This is a genomic window from Streptomyces sp. NBC_01622 (genome assembly GCF_045209635.1).
GTDB lineage: Bacteria > Actinomycetota > Actinomycetes > Streptomycetales > Streptomycetaceae > Streptomyces.
This window is the reverse complement of record NZ_CP109293.1, coordinates 7,437,078-7,452,112: the sequence shown is the minus strand read 5'-3', so window position 1 is coordinate 7,452,112 and position 15,035 is coordinate 7,437,078. Positions and strand designations below refer to the sequence as shown.

General features: G+C 68.5%; 13 protein-coding genes and 2 tRNA genes. 4 read left to right on the top strand and 11 right to left on the bottom strand.

The genetic code is table 11. The annotated features are described in order from the left end of the window. Positions 1–102 precede the first annotated feature (102 nt). Positions 103–2,727 carry a valine--tRNA ligase gene (locus tag OH768_RS34485; protein ID WP_406459860.1) on the bottom strand — a complete coding sequence of 875 codons (2,625 nt, stop codon included), beginning with the start codon at positions 2,725–2,727 and terminating at the stop codon, positions 103–105. A gap of 135 nt (positions 2,728–2,862) precedes the next feature. On the opposite strand from OH768_RS34485, the gene OH768_RS34480 reads away from it, so the two are divergent. Then, complete coding sequence (locus OH768_RS34480) at positions 2,863–3,831, top strand: hypothetical protein (RefSeq protein WP_406459859.1); 969 nt, start codon at positions 2,863–2,865, stop codon at positions 3,829–3,831. 80 nt (positions 3,832–3,911) lie between these two features. Here OH768_RS34480 and clpX read toward each other — a convergent pair whose 3' ends face one another. The 5 genes from clpX to OH768_RS34455 all read right to left on the bottom strand — a co-directional run bounded on the left by clpX (position 3,912) and on the right by OH768_RS34455 (position 8,708). Continuing rightward, positions 3,912–5,198, bottom strand: a complete 1,287-nt coding sequence (gene clpX / locus OH768_RS34475) for an ATP-dependent Clp protease ATP-binding subunit ClpX (protein ID WP_406459858.1) — start codon at positions 5,196–5,198, stop codon at positions 3,912–3,914. 161 nt (positions 5,199–5,359) lie between these two features. Continuing rightward, positions 5,360–6,040, bottom strand: a complete 681-nt coding sequence (locus OH768_RS34470; RefSeq protein ID WP_359612097.1) for an ATP-dependent Clp protease proteolytic subunit — start codon at positions 6,038–6,040, stop codon at positions 5,360–5,362. Between the two features lie 50 nt (positions 6,041–6,090). Continuing rightward, complete coding sequence (locus OH768_RS34465) at positions 6,091–6,693, bottom strand: ATP-dependent Clp protease proteolytic subunit (RefSeq protein ID WP_043676731.1); 603 nt, start codon at positions 6,691–6,693, stop codon at positions 6,091–6,093. Positions 6,694–7,057: 364 nt separating this feature from the next. Beyond that, positions 7,058–8,425 (bottom strand): trigger factor, encoded by a 1,368-nt coding sequence (tig, locus tag OH768_RS34460; protein WP_406459857.1) that lies wholly within the window; start codon positions 8,423–8,425, stop codon positions 7,058–7,060. A gap of 206 nt (positions 8,426–8,631) precedes the next feature. Beyond that, positions 8,632–8,708, bottom strand: a tRNA-Pro gene (locus tag OH768_RS34455). 176 nt (positions 8,709–8,884) lie between these two features. Here OH768_RS34455 and OH768_RS34450 point away from each other — a divergent pair. Next, positions 8,885–8,958: transfer RNA gene (locus OH768_RS34450), tRNA-Gly, on the top strand. Between the two features lie 99 nt (positions 8,959–9,057). Here the strand turns inward: OH768_RS34450 and OH768_RS34445 are convergent. Beyond that, on the bottom strand, positions 9,058–9,297 hold the full coding sequence (locus tag OH768_RS34445) for a hypothetical protein (protein ID WP_406459856.1): 240 nt from the start codon (positions 9,295–9,297) through the stop codon (positions 9,058–9,060). A gap of 175 nt (positions 9,298–9,472) precedes the next feature. Next, positions 9,473–9,667: a hypothetical protein gene (locus tag OH768_RS34440; protein ID WP_406459855.1), complete on the bottom strand. Its 195-nt coding sequence runs from the start codon at positions 9,665–9,667 to the stop codon at positions 9,473–9,475. A 305-nt stretch (positions 9,668–9,972) separates the two neighbouring features. On the opposite strand from OH768_RS34440, the gene OH768_RS34435 reads away from it, so the two are divergent. After that, the gene (locus tag OH768_RS34435; RefSeq protein ID WP_406459854.1) at positions 9,973–11,112 is read left to right on the top strand and encodes an acyltransferase family protein; all 1,140 of its coding nucleotides are present in this window, start codon (positions 9,973–9,975) and stop codon (positions 11,110–11,112) included. Here the strand turns inward: OH768_RS34435 and OH768_RS34430 are convergent. Then, positions 11,109–11,564, bottom strand: coding sequence for an HD domain-containing protein (locus tag OH768_RS34430; RefSeq protein ID WP_406459853.1), 456 nt, complete (start codon positions 11,562–11,564; stop codon positions 11,109–11,111). The genes OH768_RS34435 and OH768_RS34430 overlap by 4 nt on opposite strands. Continuing rightward, positions 11,561–12,778 (bottom strand): PP2C family protein-serine/threonine phosphatase, encoded by a 1,218-nt coding sequence (locus OH768_RS34425; RefSeq protein ID WP_406459852.1) that lies wholly within the window; start codon positions 12,776–12,778, stop codon positions 11,561–11,563. The genes OH768_RS34430 and OH768_RS34425 overlap by 4 nt, the downstream gene beginning before the upstream one ends. Before the next feature lie 162 nt (positions 12,779–12,940). Between OH768_RS34425 and OH768_RS34420 the strand changes: the two genes are divergently transcribed. Then, complete coding sequence (locus OH768_RS34420; RefSeq protein ID WP_406459851.1) at positions 12,941–14,200, top strand: GNAT family N-acetyltransferase; 1,260 nt, start codon at positions 12,941–12,943, stop codon at positions 14,198–14,200. Between the two features lie 7 nt (positions 14,201–14,207). On the opposite strand, the gene OH768_RS34415 is transcribed toward OH768_RS34420, so the two are convergent. After that, positions 14,208–15,023, bottom strand: coding sequence for an Fpg/Nei family DNA glycosylase (locus OH768_RS34415; RefSeq protein WP_406459850.1), 816 nt, complete (start codon positions 15,021–15,023; stop codon positions 14,208–14,210). Positions 15,024–15,035 lie beyond the last annotated feature (12 nt).

Genomic DNA, 15,035 nt, shown 5'->3' with positions numbered 1-15,035 from the left:
GCCAGTTTAGGGGTGCGCCCGAGGATGGGGGTGGCTGGTCCTGTTTGGCGGGCGCGGGGAACGTTGTGGCTGGTCGCGCAGTTCCCCGCGCCTCTTGGTTGGCTACTGCTGAGGCAAGCCGTCCAGCTGGGCCTTGATGCGCTCGATGTCCTCGTCGGCCTTGGACAGGCGGCCTCGGATCTTGTCGACCACGTTGTCCGGGGCCTTGGCCAGGAACGCCTCGTTGCCGAGCTTCGCCGTCGCCTGGGCCTTCTCCTTCTCGGCGGCGGCCAGATCCTTCGCGAGGCGCTTCCGCTCCGCCGCGACGTCGATCGTGCCGGAGAGGTCGAGGGCGACCGTGGCGCCGCCGACCGGGAGGGTGGCCGTCGCCGCGAAGGCGTCGCCCTCCGGCTGGAGGCGGAGGAGCTGGCGGATGGCGGCCTCGTGGGGTGCGAGGGCCGTGCCGGTCAGGGTGAGGCGGGCCGGGACGCGCTGGCCGGGCTGGAGGCCCTGGTCGGCGCGGAAGCGGCGGACCTCGGTGATGACCTGCTGGAGGGTCCCGATCTCCTTCTCGGCCGCCTCGTCCCGGAAGCCACTGTCCTTCGGCCAGTCCGCGATGACGATCGACTCGCCGCCCGTCAGGGTCGTCCAGAGGGTCTCCGTGACGAAGGGGACGATCGGGTGCAGCAACTTCAGGGTGACGTCCAGGACTTCGCCCAGGACGCGGCCGGAGACCTTCGCGGGCTCGCCGCCAGCCAGGAACGTGGTCTTCGACAACTCGACGTACCAGTCGAAGACTTCGTCCCACGCGAAGTGGTAGAGGGCGTCGGAGAGCTTGGCGAACTGGAAGTCGTCGTAGAGCGCGTCGACTTGGGAGACCGTCTTGTTGAGACGGGAGAGGATCCAGCGGTCCGTGGCCGAGAGCTGCTCGGCGGGCGGGAGGTCGCCCTCGATCGTCGCGCCGTTCATCAGCGCGAAGCGCGTGGCGTTCCAGATCTTGTTGGCGAAGTTCCGGGAGGCCTGGACCCAGTCCTCGCCGATCGGGACGTCCGTACCGGGGTTGGCGCCGCGGGCCAGGGTGAAGCGGACGGCGTCGGAGCCGTACGCGTTCATCCAGTCCAGCGGATCCACGGCCGTGCCCGAGGACTTGGACATCTTCTTGCCGAACTGGTCGCGGACCAGACCCGTCAACGCGATGGTCCTGAAGGGGACTTCACCGTCCATCGCGTACAGGCCGAACATCATCATCCGGGCGACCCAGAAGAAGATGATGTCGTGGCCGGTGAGCAGGACGTCGGTCGGATAGAACTTCTTGAGATCCGGGGTCTGTTCGGGCCAGCCGAGGGTCGAGAAGGGCCACAGGCCGGAGGAGAACCAGGTGTCCAGGACGTCGGAGTCCTGGGTCCAGCCCTCACCGGTGGGCGGCTCCTCGTCGGGGCCGACGCAGACGACTTCACCCTCCGGGCCGTACCAGACCGGGATGCGGTGGCCCCACCACAACTGCCGTGAGATGCACCAGTCGTGGAGGTTGTCGACCCAGTCGAAGTACCGCTTCTCCATCTCCTGCGGGTGGATCTTGACCCGGCCGTCACGGACCGCGTCGCCGGCCGCCTTCGCGAGCGGGGCGACCTTGACCCACCACTGCATGGACAGGCGCGGTTCGATGGTCGTCTTGCAGCGTGAGCAGTGGCCGACGGAGTGGACGTAGGGCCGCTTCTCGGCGACGATCCGGCCGTCGGCGCGCAGCGCGGCGACGATCGCGGAACGGGCCTCGAAACGGTCCAGGCCCTCGAAGGGGCCGTGGACGGTGATGACACCGCGCTCGTCCATGACGGTCAGCGCTTCGAGGTCGTGGCGCTGGCCGATGGCGAAGTCGTTCGGGTCGTGGGCCGGGGTCACCTTGACGGCGCCGGTGCCGAACTCCGGGTCGACATGGGTGTCGGCGACGACCGGGATGGTGCGGTCGGTGAGCGGCAGCTTGATGTGCCGGCCGACGAGGTGCTTGTACCGCTCGTCGTCGGGGTGGACGGCGACGGCGGTGTCGCCGAGCATCGTCTCGGCGCGGGTCGTGGCGACGACGATGGTGCCGTCCCCCTCGCCGTACTTCATGGAGACGAGTTCGCCGTCGTCGTCCTGGTACTCGACCTCGATGTCCGAGATCGCGGTGAGACAGCGCGGGCACCAGTTGATGATGCGCTCGGCGCGGTAGATCAACTCGTCGTCGTAGAGCCGCTTGAAGATGGTCTGGACGGCCTGCGAGAGGCCCTCGTCCATGGTGAAGCGCTCGCGGGTCCAGTCGACGCCGTCGCCGAGGCGGCGCATCTGGCCGAGGATCTTGCCGCCGTACTCGTCCTTCCACTGCCAGACGCGCTCGACGAACGCCTCACGGCCCAGGTCTTGGCGGGACTTGCCCTCCTTGCCAAGCTCGCGCTCGACGACGTTCTGGGTGGCGATCCCCGCGTGGTCCATACCCGGCAGCCACAGCGCCTCGAAGCCCTGCATGCGCTTACGACGGGTCAGCGCGTCCATCAGCGTGTGCTGGAAGGCATGCCCGAGGTGCAGGCTGCCCGTGACGTTCGGCGGCGGGATGACGATCGTGTACGGCGGCTTCTCACTCTTCGCGTCCGCCTCGAAGTAACCCCGCTCCACCCAGCGCTCGTACAGCGGCCCCTCTACGTCGGCCGGCGCGTACTGGGTCGGCAGTTCGGAGTCGGGCGCTGATGGCTGCTGCTGAGCGTTCTCGGTCACGGGGCCAGTTTAGGGGTGTCGCGGGGGTGTCCCGAAACGCGTTTGTTCTGTAACGGTGCGGCCCCCGATGCCGTGCGGTTCCTGTGACTGAGCCAGGATGTCGGGAACGCATAAGCATCTGGAGGGGAACCCAGAATGAGCTACAACCAGCCGGGCCCGTACGACGGGCAGCCTCAGCAGCCCGGACCGTACGGTCAGCCGGGTCCCTACGGCCCGCCTCCGCAGCAGGCGCCGCAGGGCGCCCCTCAGCCCGGCTACGGCTACCCCCAGCAGGCTCCTCCCGCCCAGCCCGGTTACGGCTACCCGCAGCCCCCGCAGGGCGTCCCGCCGCAGCCGAACCCCTATGGGCAGCAACCGCCTTACGGGCAGCCGCCGTACGGCGTTCCGCAGCCCCCGGCGCCCGGTGGCGGGAAGAAGCGGACGGGGCTGGTCATCGGCGCGGTGGCGGTCGTGGCCGCCGTCGCGGTCGGCGTGTACTTCGTGATCGGCGGCGGGAGCGGCAGCGGCGGTGTGGCCGACGACGGCGCGCACAAGCTGACCACGCCGGCGACGGTCATCAACGGGACGTACAAGAAGTCGGACAGCGACGCCGACTCCGCGAACTCGATGACGGACGACGACAAGGCCGACTTCCAGAAGTGGGGCGTGAAGAACCCCGTCGAGGTCAGCGCCGGTTACGAGAACGGCTCGGGCCTGGCGCAGAAGACGCTGTCCTTCGACGGCGTGTACGGCACGATCGACGACCCGGAGGCCGTCGTGGACGCGATGTTCGCGAAGGTCAAGACGGAGTCGGAGAAGGACCAGAGCAGCGAGAGCAGCAGCGGCAAGCTGATCGGCAGCCCGGAGAAGGTCACTCCGGCGGGCTTTTCCAACGGCATCATGAAGTGCCAGGTCGCCGAGATCGCCAACAACGACACGTCGAGCACCGCCGCCGGTGCCGCGAAGACCATCAAGCTGCCGATGTGCATCTGGGGCGACCACAGCACCGTCGCCGTCGTCAGCGCGTTCGGGATCGCTGAACTCGCCGCCGGGAACGGCGGAACCGTGGAGAGCACGGCGTCGCTGGCCGCGAAGCTCCGCAACGACGTCCGGGTCAAGGCCTGATGGCGTAGCTCCGGCTCAACGGCCAAGGGGCCCCGGTCAGTTGGACTGACCGGGGCCCCTTGGCCGTTCAAGAAACGCTGTTATGCCGTCTTCTGCTCGCCCGGGCCCCGGCCGCGCGCGTCGCGCGGGATGAGGGTCGGGTTGACGTTCGAGAGGACGACGTCCGCCGTGATGACCACGCGGGCCACGTCCTTGCGGGACGGGACCTCGTACATGACGCCCTGGAGGACTTCCTCCATGATGGCGCGCAGGCCGCGCGCGCCGGTCTGGCGGAGGATGGCCTGGTCGGCGATGGCTTCGAGGGCCTCGCGCTCGAAGTCCAGCTCCACACCGTCGAGTTCGAAGAGGCGCTGGTACTGCTTCACCAGTGCGTTGCGCGGCTCGATGAGGATCTGGAGCAGGGCCTCGCGGTCCAGGTTGTGGACCGAGGTGATGACGGGGAGGCGCCCGATGAACTCGGGGATCATGCCGAACTTGACCAGGTCCTCGGGCATGACGTCCTCGAACTGGTCCTTTGCCTGCAGCTCCCGCTTCGAGCGGATCGTCGCCCCGAAGCCGATGCCCTTGGCGCCGGCCCTGGACTCGATGAGCTTCTCCAGGCCCGAGAAGGCGCCGCCCACGATGAACAGGACGTTCGTCGTGTCGATCTGGATGAACTCCTGGTGAGGGTGTTTACGGCCGCCCTGCGGCGGGACCGAGGCCGTGGTGCCCTCCAGGATCTTCAGCAGGGCCTGCTGGACGCCCTCGCCGGAGACATCACGGGTGATCGAGGGGTTCTCGCTCTTGCGAGCCACCTTGTCGATCTCATCGATGTAGATGATCCCGGTCTCGGCCTTCTTGACGTCGTAGTCCGCCGCCTGGATCAGCTTCAGCAGGATGTTCTCGACGTCCTCGCCGACGTAGCCCGCCTCCGTGAGCGCGGTCGCGTCGGCGATCGCGAACGGGACGTTCAGCATGCGGGCCAGGGTCTGTGCGAGGAGGGTCTTGCCCGAGCCCGTGGGGCCGAGCAGGAGGATGTTGGACTTCGCCAACTCGATGGCGTCCTCGCGGCTTTGGCCGCCGCCGTTCTCACCGGCCTGGACGCGCTTGTAGTGGTTGTACACCGCGACCGAGAGTGCCTTCTTCGCCGACTCCTGGCCGACGACGTAACCCTCGAGGAACTCGTAGATCTCGCGGGGCTTGGGGAGTTCCTCCCAGCGCACCTCGCTCGTCTCCGCGAGTTCTTCCTCGATGATCTCGTTGCAGAGGTCGATGCACTCGTCGCAGATGTACACACCGGGCCCTGCGATGAGCTTCTTGACCTGCTTCTGGCTCTTGCCGCAGAACGAGCACTTGAGCAGATCGCCGCCGTCACCGATGCGTGCCACGGTGTGCTTCCCCTTCGCCTGGGAGACGCCTAGGTCCAGCGGCTCCTGGTGCTGCCTTATGTCCGACGGTACCTTGCCGGGCCCCCCGTTTGGGCCCCCCTTGGCACGGTTCACTTCCACGTGGACCGTGCCGAGGGGTGGTGGACGATACAGGGTCCGGGTCAGCGGACGTCGGCGTTGTTCATCTTCCGGGTGGAGATGATCTGGTCGATCAGGCCGTACGACAGGGCGTCCTCGGCCGTGAGGATCTTGTCGCGCTCGATGTCCTCGCGGATCTTCTCCAGCGGGGTGGTCGAGTGCTTGGCCAGCATGTCCTCCAGCTGGGCACGCATGCGGAGGATCTCGTTGGCCGCGATCTCCAGGTCGGAGACCTGGCCCCGGCCCGTCTCGCTGTAGGGCTGGTGGATCAGCACGCGCGCGTTCGGCAGCGCCATGCGCTTGCCCGGCGTACCGGCGGCCAGCAGGACGGCGGCGGCGGACGCCGCCTGGCCCATGCAGACCGTCTGGACGTCCGGCTTCACGAACTGCATCGTGTCGTAGATCGCGGTCAGCGCCGTGAAGGAGCCGCCGGGGCTGTTGATGTAGATCGAGATGTCGCGGTCGGGGTCCATCGACTCCAGGCACAGCAGCTGCGCCATGACGTCGTTGGCGGACGCGTCGTCGATCTGGACACCGAGGAAGATCACGCGCTCCTCGAAGAGCTTCGCGTACGGGTCGTACTCACGGACGCCCTGCGAGGTGCGCTCCACGAAGCGCGGGATCACGTAACGGGACTCGGCGGCGGGAGCCGTGTATTCGGCGCGTGCGTGGTCGTACAGGCCGTTGCCGGGGAAGTTGTTCACTGTCTCTCTCCTGGGGGCTGTGGCGGTCGGCTGGTGGCTGTCCTGGGGCCTCAGGCCCCGGTGCCGCCGCCGCCCGGCATACCGGCGGCCGTGGGGATCACGTCGTCGATGAGGCCGTACTCCTTGGCCTCATCGGCGTCGAACCAGCGGTCCCGGTCAGAGTCGCGAGTGATCTGCTCGATGGTCTGGCCGGTGTGGAAGGACGTCAGCTCGGCCATGCGCTTCTTGGTGTGCAGCAGCCGCTCCGCGTGGATCTTGATGTCGGAGGCCGAACCGGCCAGGCCGGCGGAGGGCTGGTGGATCAGGATCTCGGCGTTCGGGAGGGCGAAGCGCTTGCCCGGGGTGCCCGCGCTGAGGAGGAACTGGCCCATGGAGGCGGCGAGGCCCATGGCGATGGTCACCACGTCGTTCTTGATGAACTGCATGGTGTCGTAGATCGCCATGCCGGCCGTGATCGAGCCGCCGGGGCTGTTGATGTAGAGGTAGATGTCCTTGTCGGGGTCGGCGGCAAGGAGGAGGAGCTGTGCGGTGATCTTGTTCGCGATGTCGTCGTCGACCGCCTGGCCGAGGAAGATGATCCGCTCACCGAGCAGTCGGTTGTAGACCTGGTCGCCGAGGCCACCGAAAGAGGGCTCGCCGGCGGCTGTAGGCATCAGATTCGTCACGTATCCACCTGCTCGTCTTTACGACGGCGCCGGGCCGTCTCACGTGTACTGCCGGGGGCAACGGGGACTCCCCTGCCCTCGTATTCATGGACCCTAACGCGCGGGTCCCTTCGGGGAATCCCGCAAAGGGAACTGTTCGCTGTCAGCGCATGCGCTGCGCTGGCCTGAGCGGAATCCCCTGGGGTGGGGTGGCTGCGCTTGTATCGGGGCTGCGGGTCGGTGGGGGCTTGTCGCGCCCGCGCGGCGGAGCCGCACATCGATACAGCCCCGCGCCCCTTCAGGGCGCGCCCAGTGAACGTAGACAAAAGGGCCCCGGGGCTTGTCGCATCCCCAGGGCCCCTCGTTCGGCTGCTTACGCCTCGGTCGGCTCCTCGACGGCCTCGGCCGTCTCGGTGGCCGTCTCGTCGTCCTCGTCGTCCAGGTCGACGATCTCGCCGTTGGTGTCCTTCACGGTGGCGGCCTCGACCACGACGGCCAGGGCCTTGCCGCGGGCCACCTCGCCGACCAGGAGCGGGACCTGGCCGCCTTCGACGACGGCCTGGGCGAACTGGTCGGGGGACATGCCGGAGGAGGCCGCGCGGCGCATGAGGTGCTCGGTGAGCTCCTCCTGGTTGACGTTCAGCTTCTCCTTGTTGACGAGCTCGTCGAGGACGAACTGCGTCTTGATGCCCTTGACCGCGGCTTCCTTGGTCTCGGTCTCGAACTCCTCCTCCGTCTTGCCCTGGATCTCCAGGTACTGGGGGAGGTCGAGGCCCATCTGGCCGAGCTGGTGGTGCTCCAGGTTGTGCTTGCGGGTGTTGATCTCGTCCTCGAGGAGCTTCTCGGGGACGGGCACCTCGACGAGCTCCAGCAGCTTGTCCAGGACGCGCTCCTGGGCCTGCGTGGCCTGGTCGTACTGCTTCATGTTCTCGAGGCGCTTGCGGCTGTCGGCGCGCAGCTCCTCCAGGGTGTCGAACTCGGAGGCGAGCTGTGCGAACTCGTCGTCCAGCGCGGGGAGTTCGCGGGCGGCGACCTGGCTCACCTTGACGGTGACCTGGGCCTCCTGGCCGGCCGCGGAGCCGCCCTTGAGCTCGGAGGCGAAGGTGGCCTCGCCACCGGCCTCCAGGCCCGTGACGGCCTCGTCGATGCCGTCGAGGAGCTCGCCGGAACCGATGGTGTAGGAGACGCCCTCGGCGACCCCGTCCTCCAGGACCTCGCCGTCGACCTTGGCCTCCAGGTCGAGGGTGACGACATCGCCGTCGGCGGCGGCGCGCTCGACCGGGGAGGTCGAGGCGAAGCGCTCGCGGAGCTGCTCGACGGACTTGTCGATGTCCTCTTCGCTGACCTCTACGGCGTCGACCTCGACCTCGATGCCCGAGTAGTCCGGGATCTCGATGGTCGGGCGGATGTCGACCTCGGCGGTGAAGTTCAGCGTCTCGCCGTCCTTCAGGTCCGTGATGTCGACCTCGGGCTGGCCGAGCGGGTTGAGCTCCGCCTCGTTGACCGCCTCGGTGTAGAACTTCGGGAGCGCGTCGTTGACCGCCTCCTCCAGCACCGCACCGCGGCCGAACCGCTGGTCGATGACGCGAGCCGGGATCTTGCCCTTCCGGAAGCCCTTCACCGTGACCTGCTGGTTGATCTTCTTGTACGCCGCGTCGAGGCTGTCCTTGAGCTCCTCGAAGGGCACCTCGATGCTGAGCCGAACCCGGGTCGGGTTCAGGGTCTCCACGGCGCTCTTCACGGTTCGGTCTCCTTGGGGGCTGACTTCTTGGGTTGCGGACCCAGACAGGTCCGGCGGTTTCTGGTCGCCCGGAGGACTTCAGAGTGTGAGAGACACACGGGCGCGCAGCTTGCATAGTAGCCGCAGCGGCTGGACGCCCCAAAAGGCGATCTCGCGAGGTACTCGTGTGGTACCGGTCCTGCCGCCGGCCCCGAAGGTCCGGCACGTGGTCGGGGTGGCGGGATTTGAACCCACGGCCTTCCGCTCCCAAAGCGGACGCGCTACCAAGCTGCGCCACACCCCGTCTGGTGCGACACGTAGGGTACATGGCCGCAGGCAGTGGAGCCGCCGCATTTCACGAGCGCAGGGATGCGGGACGGGACAGAGGGCGGGGCCCGGAAAAGACGGTGTGCGCCGAGGGCACCCGACCCGCTACGATGCCTTCTGTGCCGCGGTCGTCTGACCTGCGGCGCGTCATGTGCGGGCGTAGCTCAATGGTAGAGCACTAGTCTTCCAAACTAGCTACGCGGGTTCGATTCCCGTCGCCCGCTCCACATCGGTCAGGGCCAGGTCGGAGGTCGAATTCTCCGCCTGGCTCTGGTCGTTTCCGGCGGCCTCGATCGGCCTGCCGCGTCCCCCGTATGCCCATGGGGCTAACGGGAGTCACGATCCCGCAGGGCACTGATGCCGCCGCTGGCATCGCTGAAATGCTCATATCCATGAGCCTGTCGGCGCGCGTCACGAAAGTCTCTCGTGGCCGCCGCCTCGATTCGCCGCGCTTCGGGACTGGCAGCAGCCATCCGGCGCCGATCGCGGCGCACCAGCACGGTCACCGCGGCCGCCACGATGGATACGAGCGCCACCGCAGTCATCGCAAGGTAAACCATCGTCACCCCGTACTCGCCTCGGACCGCTCATCACGATCCGCGTCCCGGCACTGACCACCGAAGACCGTTCAGGCGACCGTACCCGCTCGGCCGTCGCCGCGGCCCGGGTGCTCCCCGGCAGCAAGCGCCCGGTGAACTCTGCCGTTCTCCGGCAACTTCATCATGGTGAAACGTCGCGCCATCAGAAGTTGATCGAGTTGATCGTCTCCGCTATCGAGTTCAGGAACCGGTTGATGGACGGTGCCATGCCGGTCGAGGCGAGGAAGAAGCCGAAGAGGATGGCGACTATGGCTGGGCCCGCCTTGATCGATCCCCCTCGGATCAACACCACCAGGATGATCGCCAACAGCAGCACCACAGACAGTGAAATGGCCACAACTGATCACACCCTCGGTCGGTCCGCTCTCCCGGCCCGGGGACGCCACCGCGCGCACCCCCGCCAGAACCATCGTGCCACCAACCCGGCCCACCTATGCGGCGGGTGACGCATCGTTGGTCGCAAAGGTTCGGAAGAGAAACGTTCGCAGGTAGTTCGAATAATTGGCGGCAGCACACGAACGGGCGTTCCCGACATCGCCGTTTGCGCCTTTTGTTCGGGATGAATCATGAGATTTAGGAAACTTTTCGGACGCGCGTCCGATGGTTTCACCGATTCCCACAGGCAACGCTAGGGTGCCTCAGATGTTCCACGCTGCCACGCCCTCCGGCCAGAACGAACAGAGCAAAAAGAACGAACAGAACGAACAGCCCAAAACTCGCGACGCGTTCTTCGACAACGCGAAGTACCTGGCGATCCTGCTGGTCGCCGTCGGGCACTCCTGGGAGCCCCTCAAGGGCGACAACAGAGTGCTTCAGGGCCTGTACATGGTCGTGTACAGCTTCCACATGCCGGCCTTCATCATCATCTCCGGCTACTTCTCCCGGAGTTTCGACCTCCGCCCCGACCGCCTGAAGCGGCTCATCACCGGTGTCGCCGTGCCGTACGTCGTCTTCGAGATCGCCTACTCGCTCTTCAGCCGGTACGCCAACGACGACCCGCACCAGAAGATCACCCTCCTCGACCCGCTGTATCTCACCTGGTTCCTCTGCGCGTTGTTCATCTGGCGGCTGACCACCCCGATCTGGAAACTGGTCCGCCACCCGCTGCCGTTCGCACTCGGCATCGCCATGCTCGCCTCCTGCACCCCGGACATGACCGACGACTTCGACCTGCAGCGGCTGGCACAGTTCCTGCCGTACTTCGTGCTCGGTCTGCTCCTCAAGCCCGAGCACTTCCAGTGGGTGCGCCTGCGCGCGGTGCGGGTCCTGTCCGTGCCGGTGTTCGCCGGTGCGCTGGCCGTCGGCTACTGGGCGGTGCCGCGGATGAACGCCGGCTGGTTCTACCACCACGACTCCGCGCAGGAGTTCGGCGCGCCCTGGTGGGCGGGGCCGGTGATGATGCTCCTGATGTTCGCCTGCTCGCTGCTGCTGACGGCCGGCTTCTACTCCTGGGTGCCGAGCCGTAAGACATGGTTCACGGCGCTCGGCGCGGGCACGCTGTACGGCTATCTGCTGCACGGCTTCCTGATCAAGGGCGCCGGTTACGCGGGCCTGTTCCACCACGCCTGGCTGCACCGGCCGTACGGCGCGCTCCTCGTGAGCGCCCTCGCGGTCACCGCCGTCACCCTGCTGTGCACCCCGCCCGTACGACGGGTGTTCCGCTTCGCGGTCGAGCCGCGGATGAAGTGGGCGTTCCGGCACGACGCGGCCGAACTGGCCCGCGACCGCGCGCAGTTGGAGCAGCACGGGCAACCGGTCGTGCGCGAGAAGGTCAACGCCTAGTCGAAGACGCCGAGACCGAGAAGCGCGCGCATCCGTGCGTACTTCTCGGTCAGCCGGGTCCGGGTCGCCTCGTCGAGGACGGCGAGGCGGGCCGGGTCCGCGTTGTGTGCCAGGTCCGCTTCCTTCACCAGGAGCGCGCCGGGGGCCGCGAGCACGCGCCCGGCGTACGTCTCCGGGGTCTCCCCCGCCCGCTTGGTGACCGCCAGCACGATGTCCTTCGTACGACGGGTCAGCGCGGCCTCCTCCAGCCATCGCTCGGTGAGCGCGTCGTCCTCCACGGAGTCGTGCAGCCAGGCCGCCGCGATCTGTTCCGCGTCCCCGCCCCGCACACGCACACCCTCGGCTACGGCCCTCAGGTGCTCGGCGTAGGGCCGGCCCGCCTTGTCGGTCTGGCCCGCGTGCGCGGCGCGGGCGATGGCCTCCACCTCGGCAAGGGTCAGCGGCTCGCTCACCGGGACAGCCCCTGTGCCGACGCCGAGGCCGACGCCGATGCCGATGCCGATGCCGTAGGACCCTCCCGGCAGACCAGGAGCAGGGCGCGGTCGTCGTTGACGTCCTTGGCGACCGCCTCGATGAGGTGCCAGGCGGCGCCGTGGAAGCCGCCGGCGACATAGCGGTCGGCCTCGCCGGTGAGGCGGTCGATGCCCTCGACGATGTCCCGGTCGGAGGTCTCCACCAGGCCGTCCGTGAACAGCATCAGCACGTCTCCGGGCCGCAGCGAGCCCTTCACCGGGTCGAACTGGGCGCCGTCGTACACCCCCAGCAGCGGCCCTTCCGCCGCCTTCTCCTCCCAGCGTCCGCTGCCCGCGCTGAGCTGGAGGCCCGGCGGGTGGCCGGCGGAGAAGAGTTCGTAGTCGCCGGAGTCGAGGTCCAGGACGAGGTGGATCGAGGTGGCGAAGCCCTCGTCCCAGTCCTGGCGGAGGAGATAGCCGTTGGCGGCGGGCAGGAAGGCGTGCGGGGGCAGGGAGCCGAGCAGGCCGCCGAAGGCACCCGACAACAGGAGTGCGCGGGAGCCGGCGTCCATGCCCTTGCCGGAGACGTCGGTGAGGACGACCTCCATGGTCCGACCACCGTTCGTGCGGGCCGCGACCACGAAGTCCCCGGAGAACGACTGGCCGCCGGCCGGCCGCAGCGCCATCTCCCGGTGCCAGCCCTGCGGCAGCTGCGGAAGCTTGCTCTGCACCCGGATGCGTTCGCGCAGGTCGAAGAGCATGGTGCCGCCGCGCCGCCAGGGCACGCCCACCCGGCTGCGGAACTGCGCGATCAGCAGCCCGAAGAAGCCGCACGCGGCCACCACGAGCACCACGCCCGGGGTCACCCGCGCCGGGCCCTCGGTGTACGGGCCGAGCTTCACCGACTCCACGATCAGACCGGTGGCCGCCGCCGCGTACAGGCCGAGCAGGCTCGCGGGCCGCAGCACCAGGCCGCCCGCGACGATCGGGAGGACCAGTGCGGCCGGTGAGAACCACACCGCGTTGGCGAGGGTCATGGCCGCGATCACCGGGATCGTGATCAGCAGTCCGGCCAGCGCGACCCAGTCCGAGCCGTCCCCGCGGAAGTAGTCGACGGCACTTCTGCGCAGGCCGGTGCGGACCCGGTGAACCAGCTTCCTCAACCGGGCCATGAACGTGTCGGCCTCCGCGCGCCGCTCTCGTCCTGCTGCCATTAGTTCGGGACCCTATCCATCCGACCAGCCGCTTGGCACGGGAGGTCCCACTTGTCCCCCCTGCAAGGTTCAACTTCACAGTGAACTTCACCAGAGGCTTCTGTGCGGGCGCCGAGCGGAAATTCCCTGGCTCGTCCCGCAATGCACTGATAGGCATGGCCCATGGGGACAGATGCGAGAAACACGCGGGCCGACCGGACCGAACTTCGGGTGCTGCGGCGGGACGAGTGGAACACCTGGTACGACACCCTGATCACCGCGTTCGGCGGGACTCCGGAGTCGCCCGAGGAGCGTGAGCTGTGGGACGGGCTCACCGAGGTCGACCGCTCCCTCGGCATCTGGGACGGCGACGCGTGCGTGGGAACCGCGGGCGCGTTCAGCTTCCGGGTCACCGTGCCCGGCGGCGCCTCCGTGCCGGCCGCGGGCGTCACGATGGTCAGCGTGGCCGCCACCCATCGGCGCCGCGGCCTCCTGACGTCCATGATGCGGCGGCAGTTGGACGACGTACGGTCCTGGGGCGAGCCGCTCGCCGTGCTGACGGCCTCCGAGCCGGCGATCTACGGCCGGTTCGGGTACGGCATCGCCACGCTGCGCGGGAGCGCCGAGATCGACACCGCCCGGGTACGGCTGACGGTGCCGCCGGGCACGGACGACGTACGGTTGCGCTACGCCGAACCCGGCGCCGTACGCGAGCAGTGCGAGGCGGTGTACGCGCGGCAGGTGGCCGGGCGGCCGGGGATGCTCGCGCGGCGGCCCGGGTGGGAGAACCTGCCGCTGCTGGACCCGGAGAGCGAGCGGCAGGGCGCGTCACCGCTGCAGTGCGTGGTCGCCGAGCGTGACGGTGAAGTCGTGGGCTACACGCGGTACTTCGTCAAGCCCGAGTGGAACGACTCCGTCCCCATGGGCGAGGTGCTGCTGCGCGATCTGGAGGCGCTGGACCCGGCGTCGTACGCGGCGCTGTGGCGGTTTCTCTTCGGCATCGACCTGACGTCGAAGCTCACGGTGCGCAGCCGTCCCGTCGACGACTCCTGGCAGCATCTCGTCTCCGACCTCCGCCGGTGCGGCCTGCGGCAGCAGGACTCGCTGCACGTACGGCTGGTGGACCTGGGGGCCGCGCTGGAGGCGCGCACCTACCAGACGCCGGTGGACGTCGTGTTCGAGGTCGAGGACGTCTTCTGCCCCTGGAACGAGGGGCGTTGGCGGCTCACCGGCGACGCGAAGGGCGCGTCCTGCAAGCGGACCGAGGAGCCGGCCGATCTCGCCCTGTCCGTACGGGAGTTGGGGGCAGCGTATCTCGGCGGGTTCTCCCTCGGGTCGCTCGCGGGCGCCGGGCGGGTGCGGGAGCTGCGGGCGGGCGCGCTGGCGGAGGCGTCGCCGGCCTTCGGGTCGACGGTCGCACCCTGGCTGCCGCACGGGTTCTAGAACCGCCTTACGCCCTCTGGCAGTTGGGGCACCAGAACAGGTTGCGGGCGGCGAGGTCGGCGGTGCGGATCTCGCTGCCGCAGATGTGGCAGGGCAGGTTGGCGCGGCGGTAGACGTAGACCTCGCCGCCGTGGTCGTCCACGCGCGGCGGACGGCCCATCGCCTCGGGGGTGTGTTCGGGGCGGACGGTGTCGATGCGGTTGTTGCGGACACCCTCGCGCATCAGCTCGACCAGGTCGGCCCAGATCGCGTCCCACTCGGCGGGGGTGATGTCCCGGCCCGCGCGGTACGGGTCGATGCCGTGCCGGAAGAGGACCTCGGCGCGGTAGACGTTGCCGACACCGGCGATGACCTTCTGGTCCATGAGCAGGGCCGCGACGGTCGTACGGCTGCGGGCGACGCGCCGGTACGCCGCGTTCGGGTCGGTGTCCGCCGGCGGGCGCAGGGGGTCGGGGCCGAGCCGGTCGTGTATCGCCCGCTTCTCGGTGTCCGTGATCAGGGCGCAGGTGGTCGGGCCGCGGAGATCGACGTACGACGTGTCGTTGGCGAGGCGCAGGCGGACCGTGTCCGTGGGCGGGGGCGCGGGGGCGCCGCCGAAGGTGACCTTGCCGAAGAGGCCGAGGTGGATGTGGATCCAGTCGGCGTCGCGGAAACCGAGGAACAGGTGCTTGCCGTGGGCTTCGGTGCGGGTGAGTTCCGAACCGTTCAGCAGCGCGGCGGCGTCTGTGAACTTGCCCTGGGGACTGGTGACTTGTGTTGTTCGGCCGCTGAAGTGATCGCCGTAGTCCAGCGCCAGTCGGTGAATCGTGTGCCCCTCTGGCACTCCCGCAATTCC

Bases quoted from the DNA above. Each gene is read 5' to 3' on its own strand.
- OH768_RS34480 (WP_406459859.1), top strand. From the start codon at position 2,863: ATGAGCTACAACCAGCCGGGCCCGTACGACGGGCAGCCTCAGCAGCCC.
- OH768_RS34465 (WP_043676731.1), bottom strand. From the start codon at position 6,693: ATGCCTACAGCCGCCGGCGAGCCCTCTTTCGGTGGCCTCGGCGACCAG.
- OH768_RS34420 (WP_406459851.1), top strand. From the start codon at position 12,941: ATGGGGACAGATGCGAGAAACACGCGGGCCGACCGGACCGAACTTCGG.
- OH768_RS34435 (WP_406459854.1), top strand. From the start codon at position 9,973: ATGTTCCACGCTGCCACGCCCTCCGGCCAGAACGAACAGAGCAAAAAG.
- OH768_RS34425 (WP_406459852.1), bottom strand. From the start codon at position 12,778: ATGGCAGCAGGACGAGAGCGGCGCGCGGAGGCCGACACGTTCATGGCC.